A 22,664-nucleotide genomic window follows, 5' to 3' on the forward strand; every position below is an offset into this window, starting at 1 on the left:
TTGGAATCATGGCCGCACGTGCCATGAATCGCTGGACGAATTCACTCGCCGACGCCAAGCCGGTCGCCTACTGGCTCGACGATCCCGGCAGGCCCGAGGCCCGCCCGGCCCTGACCGGCGAAGAGCACTGCGACCTCCTGGTCGTCGGCGGCGGCTACAGCGGACTGTGGACCGCGCTGCTCGCCAAGGAGCGCGACCCAGGCCGCGACGTGGTCCTCGTCGAGGGCCGCGAGATCGGCTGGGCCGCCTCCGGGCGCAACGGTGGGTTCTGTGCGGCCTCCCTCACGCACGGCACGGCCAACGGGCTGGCCCGCTGGCCCAAGGAGATCAAGAAGCTGGAGGAGCTGGGCGCCGCCAACCTCGACGCCATCGAGGCGGCGGTGGCCCGCTACTCCATCGACTGCGACTTCGAGCGCACCGGCGAACTGGACGTGGCGACACGGCCCCACCAGGTCGCCGAACTGCACGAATTCCACGCGGAGTTGACCGAGGCCGGCCTCGCCGACGGCATCGAACTCCTCGACGCGGACGAGACCCGCGAGCAGGTCGCCTCACCCACCTTCCTCGGGGCGATGTACGACCGGCACGGCGTCGCCATGCTGCACCCGGCGAAACTGGCGTGGGGCCTGAAGCGGGCCTGCCTCGACCTGGGCGTGCGCATCCACGAGAATACGCCGGCCACGGAGCTGGCCTCGAACGGCGCGGGGGTCGCGGTCCGCACCCCGTACGGCCGCGTCTTCGCCCGGCACGCGGCGCTCGCCACGAACGTCTTCCCCTCGCTGGTCAAGCGCACGCGCGCGTACACGGTCCCGGTGTACGACTACGCGCTGATGACGGAGCCGCTGAGCGCGGACCAGCTGGCGGCGGTCGGCTGGAAGAACCGCCAGGGCCTCGGCGACTCGGCCAACCAGTTCCACTACTTCCGGCTCTCCGCCGACAACCGGATCCTGTGGGGCGGCTACGACGCGATCTACCCGTACGGCGGCAAGGTCCGCGCCGAGCACGATCACCGCCCGGAGACGTACGCGAAGCTCGCCGAGCACTTCTTCACGTGCTTCCCGCAGTTGGAGGGCCTGCGCTTCACGCACGCCTGGGGCGGCGCGATCGACACCTGCACCCGCTTCTCGGCGTTCTTCGGCACGGCGCACGCGGGCCGGGTGGCGTACGCCGCCGGGTACACGGGCCTCGGCGTCGGCGCGACGCGCTTCGGCGCGGACGTGATGCTGGACCTCCTCGCGGGCGAGCGCACGGACCGTACGGAGCTGGAAATGGTCCGCAAGAAGCCGCTCCCGTTCCCGCCGGAGCCGTTCGCGTCCACGGGCATCGCGCTCACCAAGCGGTCGCTCGCGCGCGCCGACGAGAACGGCGGCCGCCGCAACCTGTGGCTGAAGGCGATGGACGCGGCGGGCCTGGGCTTCGACAGCTAGGCCGGGGCCTTCTCAGGTCAGGCGCTCTCGTCCTCGGTGAGCGTCCCCTGATGGAAGTACAGCCGCCACCCGGACTCCGGGTGGCGGCGCCACACCGAACTCCGGTGCGCGCGGCGCCCGTTGTCGTCCGCGTGATACGTCAGGTGGACCACGCCGGGCGCGAGCAGCACGCCCCGCATCCCCGTGACCCGCACCGGGCTCCGCGGCTCCACGGACACCGCGCCCGTCACCTCCAGGATCGACTCCCGGCCCCATCGCCGCCCGGACGCCCCGAACTCCGTGAACTCCGGGTCGAGCAGCGCCGTCACCTCGGTGTCGGAAGCCCGTACTCCGGGTTCGAGCAGCCGCAGCTCCCCGTCGACCGCCGCCTGGATCTGCGCGTTCTCGTCCTCGTCCATGGCGTGAGCGTACGGGTGCGCCCGCGTTTCTCACCCGGCGTACGCCCCGGCAGGGTGCGGTGCCGAAAATTCACTACGTCCAGGTAACCGAAGTCGCGTAATGCTCGCGCCACTTCCCCCTCTCGTTCGTGACGATCAGCGTCGATGTGAACGAGGAGGGCCCCGTCATGACTGGCTCGGGGGACAAGGCCGCTGTCGAGTGGCTGGTGTCCGTGGCACCGGATCCGGACGCCTGCCGCTGGGAGTGGGAACGCAATCCGCACGGGGTGGCGCTGCTGCCCGCGGGCGAGCGGTGGGACGTGCTGATCCTGCCGGGGGAGCTGGGTTATCCGACGCTCGACGTGCTGCGCCGGGTGATCGACAGGCCGGGCCCGGTCCTTGCGGACTTCGGCGCCGCCCGCATGGGCTTCTTCGTGCCCGCGGGCACGGCCGCCCGGTGGCTCGGCACGGGGGTGCGCGCGGTGGGGCGCGGCTCCTGGATCGTGGCGCCGTACCCCGGCCGGCTCGCGGGCGGCGTGCGCTGGCTGGTGCCGCCGGACGGCTCGGGCACGCTCACGGACCCGGCGCTCCTGGAACTCTCGATGCACGAGGCGGCGGCCCAACTGGCAAGGGATACGGGGGAGTAGCGGGAGTGCGGCGGATGCCGAACCCTTGACAACTCAATTGGTCTGGACCAAGTTGGGCGCGCTCCACCGTGCTCGTTTCCCCGCCACGCCCGGAGGCAGCCATGTCCCGCTCCAGACCCAGCAGACCTCGCGGATCCCTCGGATCCCCCAAGTCCCGCAGATCCCGCAGGCTCTTGATGAGCCTCACGGCCGCCGCGCTCGCCGCGACCGGCCTCACCGCCCTGTCCACCACCGCACGTGCCGCCGATGTCGACCTCGCCCGCAACGGCGGATTCGAGTCCGGCACGGACGGCTGGACCTGTTCGTCCGACACGGGAAGAAGCGTCGACTCACCCACCCACAGCGGTACATCGGCGCTCCGGGCCACACCGTCCGGCGCCGACAACGCCCGGTGCGCCCAGACGGTCACGGTCAAGCCGGACTCCACGTACACCCTGTCCGGATACGTCCGCGGCAGCTACGTCTACCTCGGTGCGAGCGGCACCGGCACCACGGACGTGTCGACCTGGACCCCGTCGGCCTCCGACTGGCAGCAGCTCAGGACCACCTTCCGCACCGGCCGGGACACGACCAAGGTCACGATCTACACGCACGGCTGGTACGGCAGCCCCGCCTACACCGCCGACGACATCACCCTGCTCGGCCCCGGCACCGACACCCCGGTGCCGCCTGCCGCGCCCACGGGCCTCAAGACCTCGGCCGTCACCGCGACGAGCGTCGGCCTGTCCTGGTCGGCCGTCCCCGGCGCCACGAGCTACGCGGTGTACCGCAACGGCACCAAGTCCCGGACGGTGACCGGCACTTCGGCCACGGAAACCGGCCTCGCACCCACCACCGCGTACAGCTTCCAGGTCGCCGCCGTGAACGACGCGGGCGAATCCGCGAAGTCGACCACGGTCACCGCGACAACGGCCGAAGGGCCCGGCGACACCGGATCCGCTGACCTCCCGGCGCACGCCCTCGTCGGCTACCTCCACGCGAGCTTCGCCAACGGCGCCGGCTACACCCGCCTCGCCGACGTCCCCGACAGCTGGGACGTCATCGACCTCGCCTTCGGCGAACCCACCTCGACGACCTCCGGGGACATCCGCTTCGACCGCTGCCCGGCCACCGAGTGCCCGGGCGTCGAGTCGGACGCCGACTTCAAGGCCGCGATCAAGGCCAAGCAGGCGGCGGGCAAGAAGGTCCTGATCTCGATCGGCGGCCAGAACGGCCAGGTACAACTGACCACCACGGCCGCCCGCGACACCTTCGTCTCCTCGGTCTCCAAGATCATCGACGAGTACGGCCTCGACGGCCTCGACATCGACTTCGAAGGCCACTCCCTGTCCCTCAACGCCGACGACACCGACTTCAAGAACCCGAAGACCCCGGTGATCGTGAACCTGATCGCGGCGGTGAAGGCCCTCAAGGCCAAGTACGGCAGCGACTTCACGCTCACCATGGCCCCGGAGACGTTCTTCGTCCAGCTCGGCTACCAGTACTACGGCACCGGCAAATGGGGCGGCCAGGACCCGCGCGCGGGCGCGTACCTCCCGGTCATCCACGCCCTGCGCGACGACCTGACGCTCCTCCACGTCCAGGACTACAACTCCGGCTCGATCATGGGCCTCGACAACCAGTACCACTCCATGGGCGGCGCCGACTTCCACATAGCGATGACCGACATGCTGCTCACCGGCTTCCCGGTCGCGGGCGACGCGAACAACGTCTTCCCGCCGCTGCGCCCCGACCAGATCGCGATCGGCATGCCGGCCTCGACGCAGGCGGGCAACGGCTACGTGTCCCCGGCCGAGACCGACAAGACCCTCGACTGCCTCACCAAGAAGACCAACTGCGGCTCGTACCCGACCCATGGCACCTGGCCCGCCCTGCGCGGCCTGATGACGTGGTCGGTCAACTGGGACCGCTTCAGCAACTGGGAGTTCCAGAAGAACTTCGACGCCTACTTCGGCTGACCGCGTACGCCGCCGCGCACAGCAGCAGCACCGCCAGACACCAGCTCCCCACCACATCGGCCGGCCAGTGGTACCCCTGCCGCACGAGTCCCAGGCCTACGGCCGCGTTCACCAGGACGCAGCCGTAGGCCAGTCGGCGTGAACGGAGGATCAGCGCGCACAGCCCGTACGCGACCGCCGCCGTGGCCGCGTGGCCCGACGGGTAGAAGCCCGTCTCCGGTGCCATGGGCGGCGGGCCGGGGCGGGCGATGAGGGTCTGGAGCGGGCCCACCAGGGTGGGGACCAGGGCCATCGTCACGGCCGCGGCGATCACGGGGAACCAGGTCCGGGTGCGCCACGTGACGTACGCGAGGGTGGCGGCGAGGACCGGGAGGGCGACCGCCATGTTGCCGAGGTCGGAGAAGAACTCCGCAAGGCCCGAGGGGATCGCGCTGGTGCGGATCGCGTCACCGAGGCGCTCGTCGTACGCGAGGAGCGGGCCGTCGGAGGCGACCTGCCAGGTGAGTGCGGCGAAGAGAAGCGCGGCGAAGAGGATGAGAAAGATGGTCGGCCGGTTCGGAACAGGGGGGGTAGTTCCGAACCGGCCGAACTGGCCGGCGTATCGCGCGCCCCGGGGGGTTTGGGGCGGGCGACCGTCCGACCGGTGAGGAGTTCCGGAGCCGGAAGCTCCGGGTGTGTGCGCGAGGGCACGACCAGGGCGAAGCTGGGGAGGCCTCGACCCGGTTTCGCCCGCAGTCACCTGCGAGCGGGGTGTTTCTCTCATCTGCAGAAACCGTACGGCAGGGGCTGAGGGTGCGACAGCCGGTTGGGCAACATCCCATGGGCCTCGCACACCTTCTTCACACCGCCCGACCGTCGTCGCAGGTCACGGAAGTGTCGCGGTCCGCGTCGTCACGATCGGGCGGTGTGGCTCCTGTTGCCGGAGCGGCGTTCTGGGGCTTCTCAGAGCGCGGCGAACGCGTTCTCGATGATGTCGAGGCCCTCGTTCAGGAGGTCCTGGCCGATGACGAGCGGCGGCAGGAAACGGAGCACGTTGCCGTAGGTGCCACAGGTGAGGACGAGCAGGCCCTCGGCGTGGCAGGCCTTGGCGAGGGCGGCGGTGGCCTCCGGGTTCGGCTCCTTGGTGGCGGGGTCCTTCACGAGCTCGACGGCGATCATGGCGCCGCGGCCGCGGATGTCGCCGATGGCCGGGAACTTCTCCTGCATCGCCGACAGGCGCGACTTCATCGTCGTCTCGATCTCCTTCGCCTTGGCGTTGAGGTCGAGCTCCTTCATCGTCTCGATGGCGCCGAGCGCACCGGCGCAGGCCACCGGGTTGCCGCCGTAGGTGCCGCCGAGGCCGCCCGCGTGCGCGGCGTCCATGATCTCGGCCTTGCCGGTGACGGCGGCGAGCGGGAGGCCGCCCGCGATGCCCTTGGCGGTCGTGATCAGGTCCGGGACGATGCCCTCGTCCTCACACGCGAACCACTGGCCTGTACGGCAGAAGCCGGACTGGATCTCGTCCGCGACGAAGACGATGCCGTTGTCGGCGGCGTACTGGCGGATCGCCGGGAGGAAGCCCTTGGCGGGCTCGATGAAGCCGCCCTCGCCGAGCACCGGCTCGATGATGATCGCGGCGACGTTGTCCGCGCCGACCTGCTTGGAGATCTGGTCGATGGCCTGCTTGGCGGCCTCGGGTCCGGCGTTCTCCTCGCCGGTCGGCCAGCGGTAGCCGTACGCGAGCGGGGCGCGGTAGACCTCGGGGGCGAACGGTCCGAAGCCGTGCTTGTACGGCATGTTCTTCGCGGTCAGCGCCATCGTCAGGTTCGTCCGGCCGTGGTAGCCGTGGTCGAAGACGACGACCGCCTGGCGCTTGGTGTAGGCGCGGGCGATCTTGACCGCGTTCTCCACCGCCTCGGCGCCGGAGTTGAAGAGGGCCGACTTCTTGGCGTGGTCGCCCGGCGTCAGCTCGGCGAGGGCCTCGGCGACCGCCACGTAGCTCTCGTACGGCGTGACCATGAAGCAGGTGTGGGTGAACTCCTGCAGCTGGGCGGAGGCGCGGCGGACCACGGCCTCGGCGGAGGCGCCGACGGAGGTCACGGCGATGCCGGAACCGAAGTCGATGAGGCGGTTGCCGTCGACGTCCTCGATGATGCCGCGGTCGACCTTGGCGGTGAACACCGGCAGCGTGGAGCCCACGCCCGCGGCGACGACCGCGGTGCGGCGGGCCTGCAGCTCCTGCGACTTCGGGCCGGGGATGGCGGTGACGACGCGGCGCTCCTGCGGGATGTCGCTCATGCGGGCTCCATATTTCTGGTGGGCCGGATCCGGCTCCCGGGTTCGGTCTCGATGTCGCCGGTTCGCCGGGGCTGCTTTCGGGGGGGTTCTCGCAGGTTAGGGGTGGGGGAACGGGGCGGTCATGCTCCATCCGGGCGGGGTCGGTGATGCGTGTTGTCCGTCTTGGACAGGTGTGGTTCCGGCGCGCTCTCCGGACGAGCCGGGTGCGCGCTCCGCGACGGGCCCGGCCCATGGGGCGCGTATGCGGTGAACTCCCCTGGTACGGGCATTAGATTGAGGCGCGATCGACGCACACGGCAGATACGGACCGGCAAGGTCGGGCAGCTCAGGGGGCTACGCCATGGACAGCGACAGCGGGATGCGGGAGACGCACGGGGCAGGGGGCGATCGGCAGGCCGCCGCACCCGTGCCGCGTCCCGCGCGGCCGCCCCGCCCGACCGCCCCGCCCATGCCCCGACAGGCGCCCCCGGCGGCCCGCGGCTCGGTGTCCGAGTGGCTCGCCGCGCGCCGGCCCAAGGCGCAGCCGGGCGTGTGGCGGTACGAGTACGTGCCCCGGCCGCCCCAGCAGGACACGTCGGCGATCGGGCGCAAGCTGCTGACATGGATGGCGTTGTCGTTCCTGGTCGGCGTCCTGCTGTGGAGCCTGTGGCGGCGCGGCACGCTGCCGTACCAGTGGGCCCCGCTCAAGATCTTCACGCCGGACGGCTGGTGGTGGCCCGGCACGACCACGCCGCGCGAATCGAACTCGAAGGCGTGGGACGCGCTCGTCGTCTACGAAGGTGTGGCGTTCGCTCTGCTCGTCTTCCTAGTGGGGCGTTTCGGGGCCTGGGCGGAGGGCATCCGGCACTTCATCGTCCGCAGGCCCCAGCCCGCGCGGGCCATCGTGGCCGCGGTCGCCGCCGTGGGCGTGCTGGTCTTCGTGTGGCCGGACGCGCTCGGCCTGTCCTGGCGGCCGCTGCCGATCGCCGACCCGGTCCTCTCCCTCGTCGTCCTCATCACCGGCGGCTACGGCGTCTTCGAGGTCCCGGTCCTCGCCTACCTGCTGTACGCCCTGATCACGGCGGCGGTCCTGTGGCCGTTCGCCCGGATCGGCGGCTGGCTCGACGTCTGGTCCGCGCGCCGCAAGAAGGAGGCGCCGCCCCGTCCCGCGGCGCAGCCCGCGCGCGCGGCCTGGGCGCAGCTGCGCGAGGCCGGCCAGGACCGGGCCGCCGACGTACTCACCGCCGAGGTCGCGGGCGGCCGCATGAACGACGTCGACTGCGCGCGCGTCACCCACGCCTGGCGGCACACCGCCGACCCCGCAGCCTTCGCCAAGACCGTGCTCAAGCAGGGCGCGGGCGCCTGGGCGCACCCTTCGGGCCAGCGCGATCTGCCGGCCCGCGCGGCGGCGCACGACCTGCTCGTCGGCCAGGTGCGGATCGGCTCCTACGCGAGCGACGAGCGCAATCCGTACGCGTTGCGGGGCGCGGGCGTGGCCCTCGACCCGAGCCTGCTCGGCACCTCGCTGCTCGCCGTCGGCCCGCCGGGCGCGGGCAAGACGGCCGGGGTCGTGCGCCCCGTCGTCGAGTCCCTGGCGCTCCAGGCGCTCACCGGGCAGTGCGCCGTGCTCGCGGTCTGCGCCCAGGGCACCCCGCTCGGCCCGGACGACGCGTACGACGTGGTGGTCAGGCCGGGCGACCGGGCGTCGGTGCACGACCTCGACCTGTACGCGGACACCACCGACGCGGACGAGGCGGCGGGCTTCCTCGCCGAGGGCCTGGTCGGAGACCTGGAGAGCGTCGACACCGGGCGCGCCGCCACCGCGCTCGCCCAGCTCCTCGGCCCCTACCGCGAGGCGCACGGCGCGTTCCCCGCGGTGCCGGTGCTGCGCGAACTCCTGGAGGGCGAGCCGGAGGCCCTCGCCGACCTCAAGGGGCGGCTGATGGCGGACTCCGCGATGCGCCGCGAACTCGACGCCCGGCAGCGCCAGTTCGGCACGGCCGGCGATCCGGGCCCAATGCTCGCCGACCGCCTCGCCCTCCTGGACCGCCCGGTCTTCTCCGGCTTCTTCGACCCGGCGGCCAGTCGCCCGTTCTCCGTACGGGCCCTCGCGCACCACCCGCTGCGGGTCCGCGTCGACCTGCCCGAACAGGGCCACGAAGAGGCGTCCCGGCTGCTCGCCCGGCTGCTGCTCGCCCAGTTCACCTCCGTCGTACGAGGCCGGGCGGGGCGCTCCCACTTCGCCTGCCTGGTCCTCGACGACGCGGCGCGCACCGTCACCGCCGAGACGGTCCGCGGCATCCAGCGGCTGCGGTCCGCGCACGCCGGAGTGGTGCTCGGCCTGCGCACCATCGGCGAGGTCGCCGAGCCCCTGCAGGGCCCGCTGTACGCGGCGGTCGGCTGCCGCATGGCGTTCTCCGGGGTCACGACGTGGGACGGGCGGCGCTTCGCGGAGGCCTGGGGAACGGAGTGGGTGGAGACCGAGGAGGTCGCGCAGCACGCGGTGTTCGCGCAGCAGCCGCTGACCCGTGCCCTGCACAAGGCGCGCCAGATGGTGACCGGGAAGGCCGTCACCACGGACGCCGTCACCGTGCGGAAGGTGGAGCGCGAGCGCTGGTCGGCCTCCGATCTGGCGCACGCGGTGCCGCCGGGACACGCGGTGCTCTCGCTCACCACCGTGCGCGGGGAGCACGCTCCGCCGCTGCTCGTGGACCTGCGCGGCTGAAAACGGCGGGAAACCGCCTGAAGGTTGACTGAGCTTTCAGGGGGCTGGGCCACGGTTGTACGTACGGTAAGGCAGAATCAACACTGGTCGTTCATACGGACCGGCCAAAAGCTTCACAAGATCCACCTGTGCGCCCTGCCCCCGTGTACACCCCCGCTCACCCGAAGGCCTGGCCCATGCCGCCCACACTCGCCTCGCTCGTCCACCACTCGGCGCTCAAGCTCGGCGTGCGCGCGGGCGAGCAGCATCTGGACACCCCGGTCCGCTGGGCGCACGTGAGCGAACTCGCCGACCCCGTCCCGTACATGGAGGGCGGCGAGCTCCTCCTGATCACCGCGCTCAAGCTGGACGCCGAGGACCCCGACGCCATGCGCCGCTACGTGAAGCGGCTCGCCGAGGCGGGGGTCGTCGGTCTCGGCTTCGCCGTCGGCGTCAACTACGACGACGTCCCCGAGGCCCTGGTGAAGGCGGCGAAGGACGAGGGTCTTCCGCTGCTCGCGGTGCCGCCGCGCACGCCGTTCATCGCCATCAGCAAGGCGGTGTCCGCCGCGATCGCCGCCGAGCAGTACAAGGCCGTCACCTCCGGGTTCGCCGCCCAGCGCGAACTGACCAAGCAGGCGCTGGGCAGCGGACCCGAAGGGGTGCTCGGCGTGCTCGCCGCCCAGGTCGACGGGTGGGCCGCGCTGTACGACGCGTCGGGCGCCGTCGTCGCCACCGCCCCGGACTGGGCGGGCCGCCGCGCCGCCCGCCTGACCGGCGAGGTCGAGCGGCTGCGGGACCGGCCCGCGCCGGCCAGCGCGGTGGTGGAGAGCGGCTCCGACGACCGGGTCGAACTGCACTCCATCGGCACGGGACGGCGGCCCCGCGCGGCGCTCGCGGTGGGCACGGCCGCGACCCTCGGCACGGCCGAGCGCTACGCCCTGCACTCGGCGATCGCCCTGTTGACCCTCACCACCGAACGTTCCCGGGCGCTGTACGAGGCCGAGCAGCGGATCGGCGCGGCCGTCCTGCGGATGCTGCTCGCGGGGGAGCCCGACCACGCGCGGGCCGTCGCGGGCGACCTGTACGGGGCGCTGCTCGACGCGCCGTTCCGGATGGTGATCGCGGACTCCGTGGCGCCGCCGTCGAGCGGGAGGGCGGCACGGGGCGGGGGCACGTCGACCGGGACGGCGGCGCTGCTCGCGGAGGCGGTGACCGGGGCCGGTGGTCCCGGTGTGGGCCCTTCCCCAAGCTCTCAACTGCGTACGAGCAGCGGAGACCCCATCCCGGTCCTCGCCGACGTGGTGGAGTCCGCCGCGGCGCGCTCCGGGGAGGCGCTGCTCGTCGTCCCCGACAACCAGCGCCTCGTGCTGCTCGCCGTCGACGGCGGGACGGCTGCCGAGGCCTGCCTCCAGTACGCGGAGGCGCTGGAGTCCACGCGCGGCGAGGGCTCGTCCGAGGAGGAACTGGTCATCGGCTTCTCGGCGCCGGCCGGGCCGATCGCGGCGGTGTCCGCGTACAAGCAGGCCGAACAGGCGCTTTCCGTTGCCCGCAGGCGTGGGCGGATTCTCGTCGAGCACGAGGACGTGGCGACGGGTTCGGTGCTGCCGCTGCTCGGCGACGATGCGGTGCGGGCGTTCGCGGACGGCCTGCTGCGTGCGCTGCGTGACCACGACGCCACCGGTCGGGGTGACCTGGTGGCCTCGCTCCGGGCGTGGCTCTCCCGGCACGGGCAGTGGGACGCGGCGGCGGCGGACCTGGGCGTCCACCGCCACACGCTTCGCTATCGGATGCGTCGGGTGGAGGAAATCCTGGGCCGCTCCCTGGACGACCCGGACGTCCGCATGGAGCTGTGGCTGGCCCTGAAGGCGACGGGGGCGTAGGAGCCGCCACAACCTTGGGGCTCCGCCCCAAACCCCGCGCCTCAAACGCCGGCGGGGCTGGATCTGTCAAGCCCCTGCGGCGATTGAGCAGCGGGGTCCGGGGCAGAGCCCCGTGGCCGTAACGCCGTTCTGCCGATCTGTCGAAGACGACCCCGTCCACCACTCCGTAACGTCGAAACCGTCACCCGCCACTACCGACCTACCGTGGTCACACGCACCCCCACCCACCACGGAGAGGCCGGTACACGTACTCATGACCACCCACGCCTTCTGGCTCGCCGGCCGCCAGGCCACCGGTGACACGACGTTCGACGTCCACAACTCCTACGACGGCCGCCTCGTCGGCACCGTCGCCGAGCCGACCGAGGCCCAGGTGGAGGAGGCCGTCGCCGCCGCCCACGCCGTGGTCGACGAGTTCGCCGCGACCCCCGCCCACGTCCGGGCCAAGGCCCTGAACCACGTGGCCGACCGCCTGATCGAGCGCACCGAGGAGATCGCCCAGCTGATCTCCGCGGAGAACGGCAAGCCGATCAAGTGGGCCCGCGGCGAGGTCGGCCGCGCCGTCTCCGTGTTCCGCTTCTCCGCCGAGGAGGCCCGCCGCTGGAACAGCGGTGAGGCCCAGCGTCTCGACACCGACGCGGGCGGCACCGGCCGCATGGCCATCACCCGCCGCATCCCGAAGGGCGTCGTCCTCGGCATCGCGCCCTTCAACTTCCCGCTGAACCTGAGCGCCCACAAGGTCGCCCCGGCCATCGCGGTCGGCGCGCCGATCATCCTCAAGCCGGCGCCCGCCACCCCGATCTCGTCCCTCATCCTCGGCGAGCTGCTCGCGGAGACGGACCTCCCGGCCGGCTCCTGGTCGGTCCTGACCGTCCCGAACGACCGCATGCCCGCCCTCGTACAGGACGAGCGCCTGCCGGTCATCTCCTTCACCGGCTCGGGCCCGGTCGGCTACGCGATCATGGACAGCGTGCCGCGCAAGCACTGCACCCTGGAGCTCGGCGGCAACGGCGCGGCCGTCGTTCTCGCCGACTACGCCTCCGAGGCGGACCTGGACTGGGCGGCGAGCCGCATCGCCACCTTCTCCAACTACCAGGGCGGCCAGTCCTGCATCTCGGTGCAGCGCGTCATCGCCGACGCCACCGTCTACGACCGGCTCCTGCCGAAGATCGTCGCGGCCGTCGAGGCGCAGGTCACCGGCGACCCGGCGGACGACGCCACGGACGTCGGCCCGCTCGTCAGCGAGGACGCCGCGAAGCGGGTCGAGTCGTGGGTCGACGAGGCCGTGCAGGCGGGCGCCGCCCTCCTCGCCGGCGGCAAGCGCGAAGGCGCCACGTACGCGCCGACCGTCCTCGCCGACGTACCGGCCGACGTCACGATCTCCTGCGAGGAGGTCTTCGGCCCGGTCCTCACGGTCAAGAAGGTGGACGGCGAGGCCGCGGCCTTCGCCGCCGTCAACGACTCCAAGTACGGCCTCCAGGCGGGCGTGTTCACGCACGACCTCCAGACCGCGTTCCGCGCCCACCGCGCCCTCGAGGTCGGCGGCGTCGTCATCGGCGACGCCCCGTCCTACCGCGCCGACCAGATGCCGTACGGCGGTGCCAAGCAGTCCGGCGTCGGCCGCGAGGGCGTCAAGTTCGCCATGGACGACTACACGTACGAGCGCGTCCTCGTCCTGACGGGCCTCGCCCTGTAGTACGCCCGCGAAGCCGGTACGGACACCAAGACCCCGGCGCGTGCCTGATCCACGCGTCGGTCACGACGGCCGGAGCCCACTGTGCGGGGGCTCCGGCCGTCGGCGTTCGGGTGCACGGGGGCTGGTCGACATGCCCGTTATCGGGTACATACGATCCAGTAGCACCGGTCGGTAACGAGCCGGGCGGTGGACCCGACGCGCGGCGAGGTGAACCTCATGTCCGCAACACCCCGGCCCAAGGTCTCGGAACGAGAAGCACGCGAAGTCGCGGAGGCGGCCCGCGAACAGGACTGGCGCAAGCCCAGCTTCGCCAAGGAACTGTTCCTCGGCCGGTTCCGGCTCGACCTCATCCACCCGCACCCGATGCCCGCCGACGAGGACGCACAGCGCGGCGAGGAGTTCCTCGCCAAGCTGCACGACTTCTGCGAGACGAAGATCGACTCGGCCCGCATCGAGCGCGAGTCGCGGATCCCCGACGAGACGATCAACGGGCTCAAGGAGCTCGGCGCGCTCGGCATGAAGATCGACACGAAGTACGGCGGCCTCGGGCTCACGCAGGTCTACTACAACAAGTCCCTCGCGCTGGTCGGTTCGGCCTCGCCCGCCATCGGCGCGCTGCTCTCCGCGCACCAGTCCATCGGCGTGCCCCAGCCCCTGAAGCAGTTCGGCACGCAGGAGCAGAAGGACACGTTCCTGCCGCGCTGCGCCCGCACCGACATCTCGGCCTTCCTGCTCACCGAGCCCGACGTCGGCTCCGACCCGGCCCGGCTCGCCACCACCGCGGTCCCCGAGGGCGACGAGTACGTACTCGACGGCGTGAAGCTGTGGACCACGAACGGCGTCGTCGCCGACCTCCTCGTCGTCATGGCCCGCGTACCGAAGTCCGAGGGCCACAAGGGCGGCATCACCGCGTTCGTCGTCGAGGCGGCCGCCGAGGGCATCACCGTCGAGAACCGCAACGCCTTCATGGGCCTGCGCGGCATCGAGAACGGCGTCACCCGCTTCCACCAGGTACGGGTCCCGGCCGCGAACCGGATCGGTCCCGAGGGCGCGGGCCTGAAGATCGCGCTCACCACCCTCAACACCGGACGGCTCTCGCTGCCCGCCATGTGCGTCGGCGCCGGCAAGTGGTGCCTGAAGATCGCCCGCGAGTGGTCGGCGGAGCGCGAACAGTGGGGCAGGCCGGTCGCGTTCCATGAGGCGGTCGGCTCGAAGATCTCCTTCATCGCGGCGACCTCCTTCGCCCTGGAGGCCGTGCTCGACCTCTCCTCGCAGATGGCGGACGAGGACCGCAACGACATCCGCATCGAGGCCGCCCTCGCCAAGCTCTACGGCTCCGAGATGGCCTGCCTGATGGCGGACGAACTCGTCCAGATCCGCGGCGGCCGCGGCTTCGAGACGGCCGAATCCCTCGCGGCTCGCGGCGAACGGGCCGTCCCCGCCGAACAGGTCCTGCGCGATCTGCGGATCAACCGCATCTTCGAGGGCTCGACCGAGATCATGCACCTGCTGATCGCACGCGAGGCCGTGGACGCCCACCTCTCGGTCGCGGGCGATCTCATCGACCCCGACAAGTCCCTCTCCGACAAGGCGAAAGCGGGTGCGAAGGCGGGCGGCTTCTACGCCAAGTGGCTCCCGAAGCTGGTGGCAGGGCCGGGGCAACTCCCGCGTACGTACGGCGAGTTCAACCCGTCCGGCCACCCGGACCTCTCCACGCACCTGCGCTACGTGGAGCGCTCGGCCCGCAAGCTCGCCCGCTCCACCTTCTACGCCATGTCCCGCTGGCAGGGCCGCATGGAGACGAAGCAGGGCTTCCTCGGCCGCATCGTCGACATCGGCGCCGAACTCTTCGCCATGAGCGCGGCCTGCGTACGCGCCGAACTCCTGCGCTCCACGGAGGCGTACGGCCGCGAGGCCTACCAGCTCGCCGACGCCTTCTGCCGGCAGTCCAGGATCCGCGTCGACGAGCTCTTCGACCGGCTCTGGACCAACACCGACGACCTGGACCGCAAGGTCGTCAAGGGCGTCATCGGCGGTACGTACACGTGGCTGGAGCAGGGCGTCGTCGACCCCAGCGGCGACGGCCCCTGGATCGCGGAGGCGACGCCCGGACCCAGCAAACGCGAGAACGTGCACCGGCCGATCCGCTGATCCCGGCCACGCTTGTGCCATCCCGTGTCGGACGCACAGGGAGTTCACGCAAGAATGGGGGGATGAGCGACAGCCCATCCCCCCTCGCGGACCCGCACCTCGTCTTCGACCCGGCCCCGGCCGACGCCCCCAGGGACGTCGTCGTCCTGGGCTCCACGGGCTCCATCGGCACGCAGGCCGTCGACCTCGTCCTGCGCAATCCCGACCGGTTCCGCGTCACCGCGCTCAGCGCCGCCGGCGGCCGCGTCGAACTGCTCGCCGAGCAGGCGCACCGGCTGCGCGTGCGCACCGTCGCCGTGGCCCGCGAGGACGCCGTACCCGCGCTGCGCGAGGCGCTGGCCGCGCGGTACGGGGCGGGGGAGAAGCTCCCAGAGATCCTTTCCGGCCCCGACGCCGCCACCGAGATCGCGGGCCGTGGCGACTGCCACACCGTCCTCAACGGCATCACCGGCTCCATCGGCCTGGCCCCGACGCTCGCCGCCCTCGAAGCGGGCCGCACCCTCGCGCTCGCCAACAAGGAGTCGCTGATCGTCGGCGGCCCCATCGTCAAGCGCATCGCCAAGCCCGGCCAGATCATCCCGGTCGACTCCGAGCACGCCGCACTCTTCCAGGCCCTCGCGGGCGGCACCCGCGCCGACGTCCGCAAGCTCGTCGTCACCGCGTCCGGCGGCCCGTTCCGCGGCCGCACGAAGGCGGACCTCGGACACGTCACCATCGAGGACGCCCTCGCGCACCCCACCTGGGCGATGGGCCCGGTCATCACCATCAACTCCTCGACCCTGGTCAACAAGGGGCTCGAGGTCATCGAGGCGCACCTGCTGTACGACATCCCCTTCGACCGCATCGAAGTCGTCGTGCACCCGCAGTCCTACGTGCACTCCATGGTCGAGTTCGTCGACGGCTCGACGCTCGCCCAGGCCACCCCGCCCGACATGCGCGGCCCCATCGCGGTCGGCATCGGCTGGCCCGAGCGGATCCCCGACGCCGCGCCCGCGTTCGACTGGACGAAGGCCTCCAGCTGGGAGTTCTTCCCGCTCGACAACGAGGCGTTTCCGGCCGTGGGGCTCGCCCGTCATGTGGGGGAGCTCGCGGGCACGGCCCCGGCGGTGTTCAATGCCGCCAACGAGGAGTGCGTGGACGCGTTTTTGAAGGGCGCCCTGCCGTACAACGGGATCATGGAGACCGTGACAAGGGTGGTCGACGAACACGGCACACCCGAATCGGGAACTTCGCTCACCGTCGCGGACGTCCTCGAAGCGGAGACCTGGGCGCGCGCCCGGGCCCGTGAACTGACCGCAACGGACAAGGCAGCCGCGGAGGCCCGTGCATGACGACCTTGATGATGATCCTCGGCGTAGTCATCTTCGCGGTGGGTCTGCTGTTCTCCATCGCTTGGCACGAGCTGGGCCACCTGTCGACGGCGAAGCTCTTCGGTATCCGCGTACCGCAGTACATGGTCGGCTTCGGGCCCACCATCTTCTCGCGGAAGAAGGGCGACACCGAGTACGGGGTCAAGGCCATCCCGCTCGGCGGCTACATCCGCATGATCGGCATGTTCCCGCCGGGGGCGGACGGCAGGATCGAGTCCCGCTCGACCTCGCCGTTCCGCTCCATGGTGGAGGACGCGCGCGCCGCGGCCTTCGAGGAGCTGAAGGAGGGGGACGAGACCCGGCTCTTCTACACGCGCAAGCCGTGGAAGCGCGTCATCGTCATGTTCGCCGGACCCTTCATGAACCTGATCCTCGCGATCGGCCTGTTCCTGACGGTCCTGATGGGCTTCGGCGTCACTCAGCAGACGAACGTCGTCTCGTCCGTCTCGTCCTGCGTCATCCAGGCCAGTGCCCACCGCGACACCTGCAAGGCCTCGGACCCGCAGTCCCCGGCGAAGGCCGCGGGCCTGCAGCCGAAGGACAAGATCGTGTCCTTCAACGGGGTCGCCACGGACGAGTGGAACGCCCTGTCCGACGAGATCCGCAAGAGCGCGGGCGACACGGTCCCGATCGTCGTCGAGCGCGACGGGCACCAGCAGACGCTGAACGCGAAGATCGCCACCAACCAGGTGCCGAAGAAGGACGCCAGCGGCCAGATCACCGACGGCTACGTCAACGCCGGCTTCCTCGGTTTCACCGCGGCCACCGGCGTCGTGCGCCAGGACTTCGGCTCCTCCGTGACGTGGATGTCCGACCGGGTCGGCGACGCGGTGGACTCCATCATCGCGCTGCCCGCGAAGATCCCCGCCCTGTGGGACGCGGCCTTCGGCGACGGCCCGCGCGAGCAGGACTCTCCGATGGGCGTGGTCGGCGCGGCCCGGGTCGGCGGTGAGATCTTCACCATGGACATCCCGGCGACGCAGCAGCTCGCGATGGCGCTGATGCTGGTCGCGGGCTTCAACCTGTCGCTCTTCCTGTTCAACATGCTGCCGCTGCTGCCGCTCGACGGCGGGCACATCGCGGGCGCCCTGTGGGAGGCGCTGCGCAGGAACCTGGCGAAGGTGTTCCGGCGCCCCGACCCGGGCCCGTTCGACGTGGCGAAGCTCATGCCGGTGGCGTACGTGGTGGCTGGGGTATTTGTCTGCTTTACGGTGCTCGTCTTGATCGCAGATGTGGTGAACCCGGTGAAGATCTCCTGATCAGAAGCCCGTCACCCGCCGTTTGTACGCGGTTCGGGACTGCCCGGCACCATGAGTACCGGGCAGTCCCTCTTTGTGAGGGTTTCGGGGGGCGCGATGTGCTCGGGCACGCGCCGGTGACGTAATCTCGGAAGCCTCTGGACTCGATCCTCCACCTTGGGGTTGCACAGCAGATGACTGCGATTTCTCTCGGCATTCCGGACGTACCGATCAGGCTCGCCGAGCGGCGCAAGAGCCGGCAGATCCAGGTCGGCACGGTGGCCGTCGGCGGCGACGCCCCGGTCTCGGTGCAGTCGATGACGACGACGCGTACGTCGGACATCGGCGCCACGCTCCAGCAGATCGCCGAGCTGACCGCCTCCGGCTGCCAGATCGTGCGCGTGGCCTGCCCCACGCAGGACGACGCGGACGCGCTGTCCGTCATCGCCCGGAAGTCGCAGATCCCGGTGATCGCGGACATTCACTTCCAGCCGAAGTACGTCTTCGCGGCCATCGAGGCCGGCTGCGCCGCGGTGCGCGTGAACCCGGGCAACATCAAGCAGTTCGACGACAAGGTCAAGGAGATCGCCCAGGCGGCGAAGGACCACGGCACGCCGATCCGGATCGGCGTGAACGCGGGCTCCCTCGACAAGCGCCTGCTGCAGAAGTACGGCAAGGCGACGCCCGAGGCGCTGGCCGAGTCGGCGCTGTGGGAGGCGGGCCTCTTCGAGGAGCACGGCTTCCGCGACATCAAGATCTCCGTGAAGCACAACGACCCGGTGGTCATGGTCAACGCGTACCGGCAGCTCGCCGCGCAGTGCGACTACCCGCTGCACCTCGGTGTGACCGAGGCGGGCCCGGCGTTCCAGGGCACGATCAAGTCCTCCGTCGCCTTCGGCGCGCTGCTCGCCGAGGGCATCGGCGACACGATCCGGGTGTCGTTGAGCGCGCCTCCGGTCGAGGAGATCAAGGTCGGTAACGCGATCCTGGAGTCGCTGAACCTCAAGCCGCGCCGCCTGGAGATCGTCTCCTGCCCGTCCTGCGGCCGCGCCCAGGTCGACGTCTACAAGCTCGCCGAGGAGGTCACGGCCGGCCTCGAAGGCATGGAGGTCCCGCTGCGCGTGGCCGTCATGGGCTGTGTCGTCAACGGCCCGGGTGAGGCGCGCGAGGCCGACCTCGGTGTCGCGTCCGGCAACGGCAAGGGCCAGATCTTCGTCAAGGGCGAGGTCATCAAGACGGTGCCCGAGTCGAAGATCGTGGAGACGCTGATCGACGAGGCGATGAAGATCGCCGAGCAGATGGAGAAGGACGGAATCCCTTCCGGGGAGCCGTCGGTGTCCATCGCAGGCTGACTCCGTCGCCGCCAGGCCCGCGCACCCCTCCGGGTGGGCGGGCCTTTTGTGTTCGGCGTCCTGCGGTCCCGCCGTGGTCCGGTTCGCGCAGTTCCCCGCGCCCCTGAAAGGCGCACTGCGTGCGCCGTCTCAGGGCGCGCTCCTGATGCAGCGGCGAAGCCGCTGGTTTCAGGGGCGCGGGGAACTGCGCGAACGCGACCAACGACGCGACCGGCAGTCGCCGACGCGAACCGGACACGTGAACGGCCCCCGCGGGGCGTCCCGGGCGGACGGCCGAAACGTCGACCCGCCACACCCGCGGAGCGCCAGGTACAGTGCGGAGATCAGTAGCCCATCTGGTGAGGCCCCTCCGCACGTGTTGACTCAGACCACCACTCGGGTGCTCGAACCGAGCGACCTCGACGCCGCGCTCGCCGTCCTCGACCGCGAGCCCGTCGCGAACGCCTTCGTCACGGCCCGGGTCCGGGCCGCGGGCCTCGACCCGTGGCGGCTCGGCGGCGAGATGTGGGGCTGGTACGAGGACGGGATGCTGGAGTCCCTGTGCTACGCGGGCGCCAACCTCGTCCCCATCTGCGCGACCGACCGCGCCATCCGCGGCTTCGCCGACCGCGCCCGCAGGGCAGGCCGCCGCTGCTCCTCCATCGTCGGCCCGGCGGAGCCCACCGCCCGCCTGTGGCAGCTGCTCGAAGCGGGCTGGGGCCCGGCCCGCGAGATCCGCCCCCAGCAGCCGCTGATGGTGACCGACCGGATGCCCACGGACGTCACCCCCGACCCGTACATCCGCCGTGTCCGCAAGGACGAGATGGACACGATCATGCCCGCGTGCGTGGCGATGTTCACCGAAGAGGTCGGCATCTCCCCGATGGCCGGTGACGGCGGCCTGCTGTACCAGGCGCGGGTGGCCGAACTGGTCGGCTCGGGCCGCTCGTTCGCCCGTCTCGACGAGCACGGCAAGGTCGCCTTCAAGGCGGAGATCGGCGCCGCGACCGACCAGGTCTGCCAGATCCAGGGCGTGTGGGTGGCCCCCGAGTACCGGGGCCTGGGCCTCGCCGCCCCCGGCATGGCCGCGGTCCTGCGCTACGCCCTCGCCGACGTCGCCCCCGTCGTGAGCCTCTACGTCAACGACTTCAACACCCCGGCCCGTGCCGCGTACAGGCGCGTGGGATTCGAGGAGGTCGGGGCGTTCATGAGCGTGCTGTTCTAGACACCCTGTGTTGCCCGTCTCATCTCTTTCGTGCGCATTGACATTAGTAAGTCTTATGGACCATAAAGGTACTGCTTTGCTTTGGTTCAAGCTTCACTGACTGTAGGTGCCTCTCGATGTCTGCTCCCGGTTCCGGCATGGCCGCCTGGCAGGAATGGCGTGCCGACCGGCACCGCTCCCTCACCGCCCCCACGGGCAACCTCGCCCTCGTCGAGACCCGCTGGCTCCCGGCCGGCGAGACCCCCGACCTCGACGCCGCCCGCGCGGGGCAGCCCGGCACCGTCACCGTGACGGCCCTGGAGCGCACCGACATGGTCACCGGCGCCCCCGAGCACGGCCTGCGCTTCTGGGACGCGAACTCCCCGGCGATCCAGGCCTTCGAGAGCGTCGACGCGTTCGCGTACGACCCGTCCTGGGTCCTCGACGCCACGTACACGCCCGTCGAGGGCGCCCGCACCGTCGCCTTCGAGCACCTGCGGGACAACGGCGGCACCCGCGAGAAGGTCGTCCCCGGCGACATCGCCCTGACCGTCGACGGCACCGACTACACGCTCTCCGCGTTCGACGACGACGGCACCCTCCTCCTCGTCTTCGGTGACCCCACGAACGGCGACAGCACCTACGGAGCGGGCCGTTTCCTCTTCGTCGAGCACACGGGTTCCGTGGATCACACCGGTCAGGGCCGGGTGCGCCTCGACTTCAACCGGGCCTTCGTACCCCCGTGCGGCTTCTCCGATCAGTACAACTGTCCGATGCCGCCGCGGCAGAACCGTCTCCACCTGCCCGTCGAGGCAGGCGAGAAGCTCCCGGTCCTCCGCGACGGCGCCGCCGGCACCGCTCACTGATCGATTCCTCCCCGCACCCCGTCACGTAAGGCCCCCTCATGCGCGTCTCCAAGAGATCCCTGTCCGTCGGCACGCTCACCGTCGCCCTCGCCGTGACCCTCGCCGCCTGCGGCGGAGGCTCGAACTCGGCCTCCGGCGGCGGCGCGTACGACAAGGACGCCGCGGTCAACATCGGCTCCCTCTACGAGCCGCAGAACCTCGACAACACCGCGGGCGGCGGCCAGGGCGTCACCGAGGCCCTCAACGGCAACGTCTACGAGGGCCTGTTCAAGCTCACCGACAAGGGCAAGGTCGAGAAGCTCCTCGCCGAGGACTACAAGGTCTCCGGCGACGGCCTCACCTACACCTTCACCCTCCGCGACGGCGTGAAGTTCCACAGCGGCAAGAAGCTGACCAGCGAGGACGTCAAGTACAGCCTGGAGAAGGTGATCGCGAAGGACTCGCAGTCCGCGCGGAAGTCGAACCTCGAGGTCATCAAGGACGTCGCCACACCCGACGCGAAGACCGTCAAGGTCACGCTGTCGAAGAAGTCGATCTCCTTCGTCTACAACCTCAGCTACGTCTGGATCATCAACGCCGACGCCAAGAACCTGAAGATCACGGAGGACGGCACCGGCCCGTACCAGCTGAAGAAGTGGACGCGCGGGTCCGCGCTCGGCCTCGACCGGTTCGGCGGCTACTGGGGCGACGCGGCCAAGAACAAGCAGGTCGTCTTCCACTACTACAAGGACGCGACCGCCCTCAACAACGCGCTCCGGACCAACGCCGTCGACGTCGTCACCAGCGAGCAGTCGCCCGACGCCCTCGACCAGTTCAAGTCCGACCAGAACTACAAGGTCAACGACGGCAACTCGACCACCAAGCTGCTCCTCGCCTTCAACGACAAGGCGAAGCCGTTCACGGACGTCAAGGTGCGCCAGGCCGTCTCGGCCGCCATCGACGACAAGAAGCTCCTCGAATCCGTCTGGGGCGGCTACGGCAAGCAGATCGGGTCGATGGTGCCTCCCACCGACCCCTGGTACGAGGACCTGACCGACGTCAACGCGCACGACGTCGCGAAGGCCAAGCAGCTCCTGAAGGAGTCGGGTCACGCGAAGGGGTTCAGCTTCACGCTCGACACCCCGAACTACGACCCGCACCCCACGGCCGCGACCTTCATCAAGTCGCAGCTCGCCAAGGTCGGCATCACCGTCAAGATCAACACGATCACGCCCGACGAGTGGTACACGAAGGTCTACAAGAACCGCGACTTCACGGCGACGCTCCAGGAGCACGTCAACGACCGCGACCTGGTCTGGTACGGCGACCCCGACTTCTACTGGGGCTACGACAACAAGCAGGTCCAGGACTGGGTCGACAAGGCCGAGCAGGCGTCGAGCACGGCCGAACAGACCGAACTGCTCAAGAAGGTCAACCGCAAGACCGCCGAGGACGCGGCCAGCGACTGGCTCTACCTGTATCCGCAGATCGTCGTCGCGAACACGAAGCTGTCGGGCTACCCGCTGAACGGCCTGAACTCGCAGTTCTTCGCGTACGACATCAAGAAGAGCAGCTGA

Annotated in this window: 16 protein-coding genes; 13 read left to right on the plus strand and 3 right to left on the minus strand. The window is 70.8% G+C overall.

Features of this window, described 5'->3' with window-relative positions; translation table 11 throughout:
* Positions 1-8: 8 nt before the first annotated feature.
* A complete protein-coding gene (locus ACIRHA_RS28910; RefSeq protein ID WP_403851760.1) occupies positions 9-1,427 on the plus strand; it encodes an NAD(P)/FAD-dependent oxidoreductase in 1,419 nt (472 codons plus the stop codon).
* A gap of 17 nt (positions 1,428-1,444) precedes the next feature.
* Here the strand turns inward: ACIRHA_RS28910 and ACIRHA_RS28915 are convergent, their stop codons facing one another.
* Positions 1,445-1,825 (minus strand): DUF4440 domain-containing protein, encoded by a 381-nt coding sequence (locus ACIRHA_RS28915; RefSeq protein WP_403851763.1) that lies wholly within the window; start codon positions 1,823-1,825, stop codon positions 1,445-1,447.
* Between the two features lie 167 nt (positions 1,826-1,992).
* Between ACIRHA_RS28915 and ACIRHA_RS28920 the strand changes: the two genes are divergently transcribed.
* A complete protein-coding gene (locus tag ACIRHA_RS28920; protein ID WP_403851766.1) occupies positions 1,993-2,451 on the plus strand; it encodes a hypothetical protein in 459 nt (152 codons plus the stop codon).
* 176 nt (positions 2,452-2,627) lie between these two features.
* Positions 2,628-4,409 (plus strand): chitinase, encoded by a 1,782-nt coding sequence (locus tag ACIRHA_RS28925; protein ID WP_403851769.1) that lies wholly within the window; start codon positions 2,628-2,630, stop codon positions 4,407-4,409.
* Here the strand turns inward: ACIRHA_RS28925 and ACIRHA_RS28930 are convergent.
* Both ACIRHA_RS28930 and gabT read right to left on the minus strand, forming a co-directional pair.
* Entirely contained in the window at positions 4,363-5,172 is an 810-nt protein-coding gene (locus ACIRHA_RS28930) for a phosphatase PAP2 family protein (RefSeq protein ID WP_403851772.1), read from the minus strand. The genes ACIRHA_RS28925 and ACIRHA_RS28930 overlap by 47 nt on opposite strands.
* Before the next feature lie 179 nt (positions 5,173-5,351).
* A complete protein-coding gene (gene gabT, locus ACIRHA_RS28935; RefSeq protein WP_403851775.1) occupies positions 5,352-6,686 on the minus strand; it encodes a 4-aminobutyrate--2-oxoglutarate transaminase in 1,335 nt (444 codons plus the stop codon).
* Between the two features lie 340 nt (positions 6,687-7,026).
* Between gabT and ACIRHA_RS28940 the strand changes: the two genes are divergently transcribed.
* From ACIRHA_RS28940 to ACIRHA_RS28985, 10 genes are all read left to right on the plus strand, one after another.
* Positions 7,027-9,390 carry an ATP/GTP-binding protein gene (locus ACIRHA_RS28940; RefSeq protein WP_403851777.1) on the plus strand — a complete coding sequence of 788 codons (2,364 nt, stop codon included), beginning with the start codon at positions 7,027-7,029 and terminating at the stop codon, positions 9,388-9,390.
* A 176-nt stretch (positions 9,391-9,566) separates the two neighbouring features.
* The gene (locus ACIRHA_RS28945) at positions 9,567-11,252 is read left to right on the plus strand and encodes a PucR family transcriptional regulator (protein ID WP_403851780.1); all 1,686 of its coding nucleotides are present in this window, start codon (positions 9,567-9,569) and stop codon (positions 11,250-11,252) included.
* A gap of 253 nt (positions 11,253-11,505) precedes the next feature.
* Positions 11,506-12,948: an aldehyde dehydrogenase family protein gene (locus tag ACIRHA_RS28950; protein ID WP_403851783.1), complete on the plus strand. Its 1,443-nt coding sequence runs from the start codon at positions 11,506-11,508 to the stop codon at positions 12,946-12,948.
* A 216-nt stretch (positions 12,949-13,164) separates the two neighbouring features.
* Positions 13,165-15,099 (plus strand): acyl-CoA dehydrogenase family protein, encoded by a 1,935-nt coding sequence (locus ACIRHA_RS28955; RefSeq protein WP_403851786.1) that lies wholly within the window; start codon positions 13,165-13,167, stop codon positions 15,097-15,099.
* A gap of 62 nt (positions 15,100-15,161) precedes the next feature.
* Positions 15,162-16,430 carry a 1-deoxy-D-xylulose-5-phosphate reductoisomerase gene (dxr, locus tag ACIRHA_RS28960; RefSeq protein WP_403851789.1) on the plus strand — a complete coding sequence of 423 codons (1,269 nt, stop codon included), beginning with the start codon at positions 15,162-15,164 and terminating at the stop codon, positions 16,428-16,430.
* Positions 16,427-17,728, plus strand: a complete 1,302-nt coding sequence (locus tag ACIRHA_RS28965; RefSeq protein ID WP_403851792.1) for a M50 family metallopeptidase — start codon at positions 16,427-16,429, stop codon at positions 17,726-17,728. Before dxr ends, ACIRHA_RS28965 begins: the two co-directional genes overlap by 4 nt.
* A gap of 173 nt (positions 17,729-17,901) precedes the next feature.
* Positions 17,902-19,059 carry a flavodoxin-dependent (E)-4-hydroxy-3-methylbut-2-enyl-diphosphate synthase gene (gene ispG / locus ACIRHA_RS28970; RefSeq protein WP_403851795.1) on the plus strand — a complete coding sequence of 386 codons (1,158 nt, stop codon included), beginning with the start codon at positions 17,902-17,904 and terminating at the stop codon, positions 19,057-19,059.
* 355 nt (positions 19,060-19,414) lie between these two features.
* Complete coding sequence (locus ACIRHA_RS28975) at positions 19,415-20,263, plus strand: GNAT family N-acetyltransferase (protein ID WP_403851799.1); 849 nt, start codon at positions 19,415-19,417, stop codon at positions 20,261-20,263.
* 116 nt (positions 20,264-20,379) lie between these two features.
* On the plus strand, positions 20,380-21,108 hold the full coding sequence (locus ACIRHA_RS28980) for a DUF1684 domain-containing protein (RefSeq protein WP_403851802.1): 729 nt from the start codon (positions 20,380-20,382) through the stop codon (positions 21,106-21,108).
* A gap of 38 nt (positions 21,109-21,146) precedes the next feature.
* Positions 21,147-22,664 carry an ABC transporter substrate-binding protein gene (locus ACIRHA_RS28985; protein WP_403851805.1) on the plus strand — a complete coding sequence of 506 codons (1,518 nt, stop codon included), beginning with the start codon at positions 21,147-21,149 and terminating at the stop codon, positions 22,662-22,664.

Source organism: Streptomyces sp. NPDC102360, assembly GCF_044766085.1.
Taxonomy (GTDB): Bacteria; Actinomycetota; Actinomycetes; order Streptomycetales; family Streptomycetaceae; genus Streptomyces.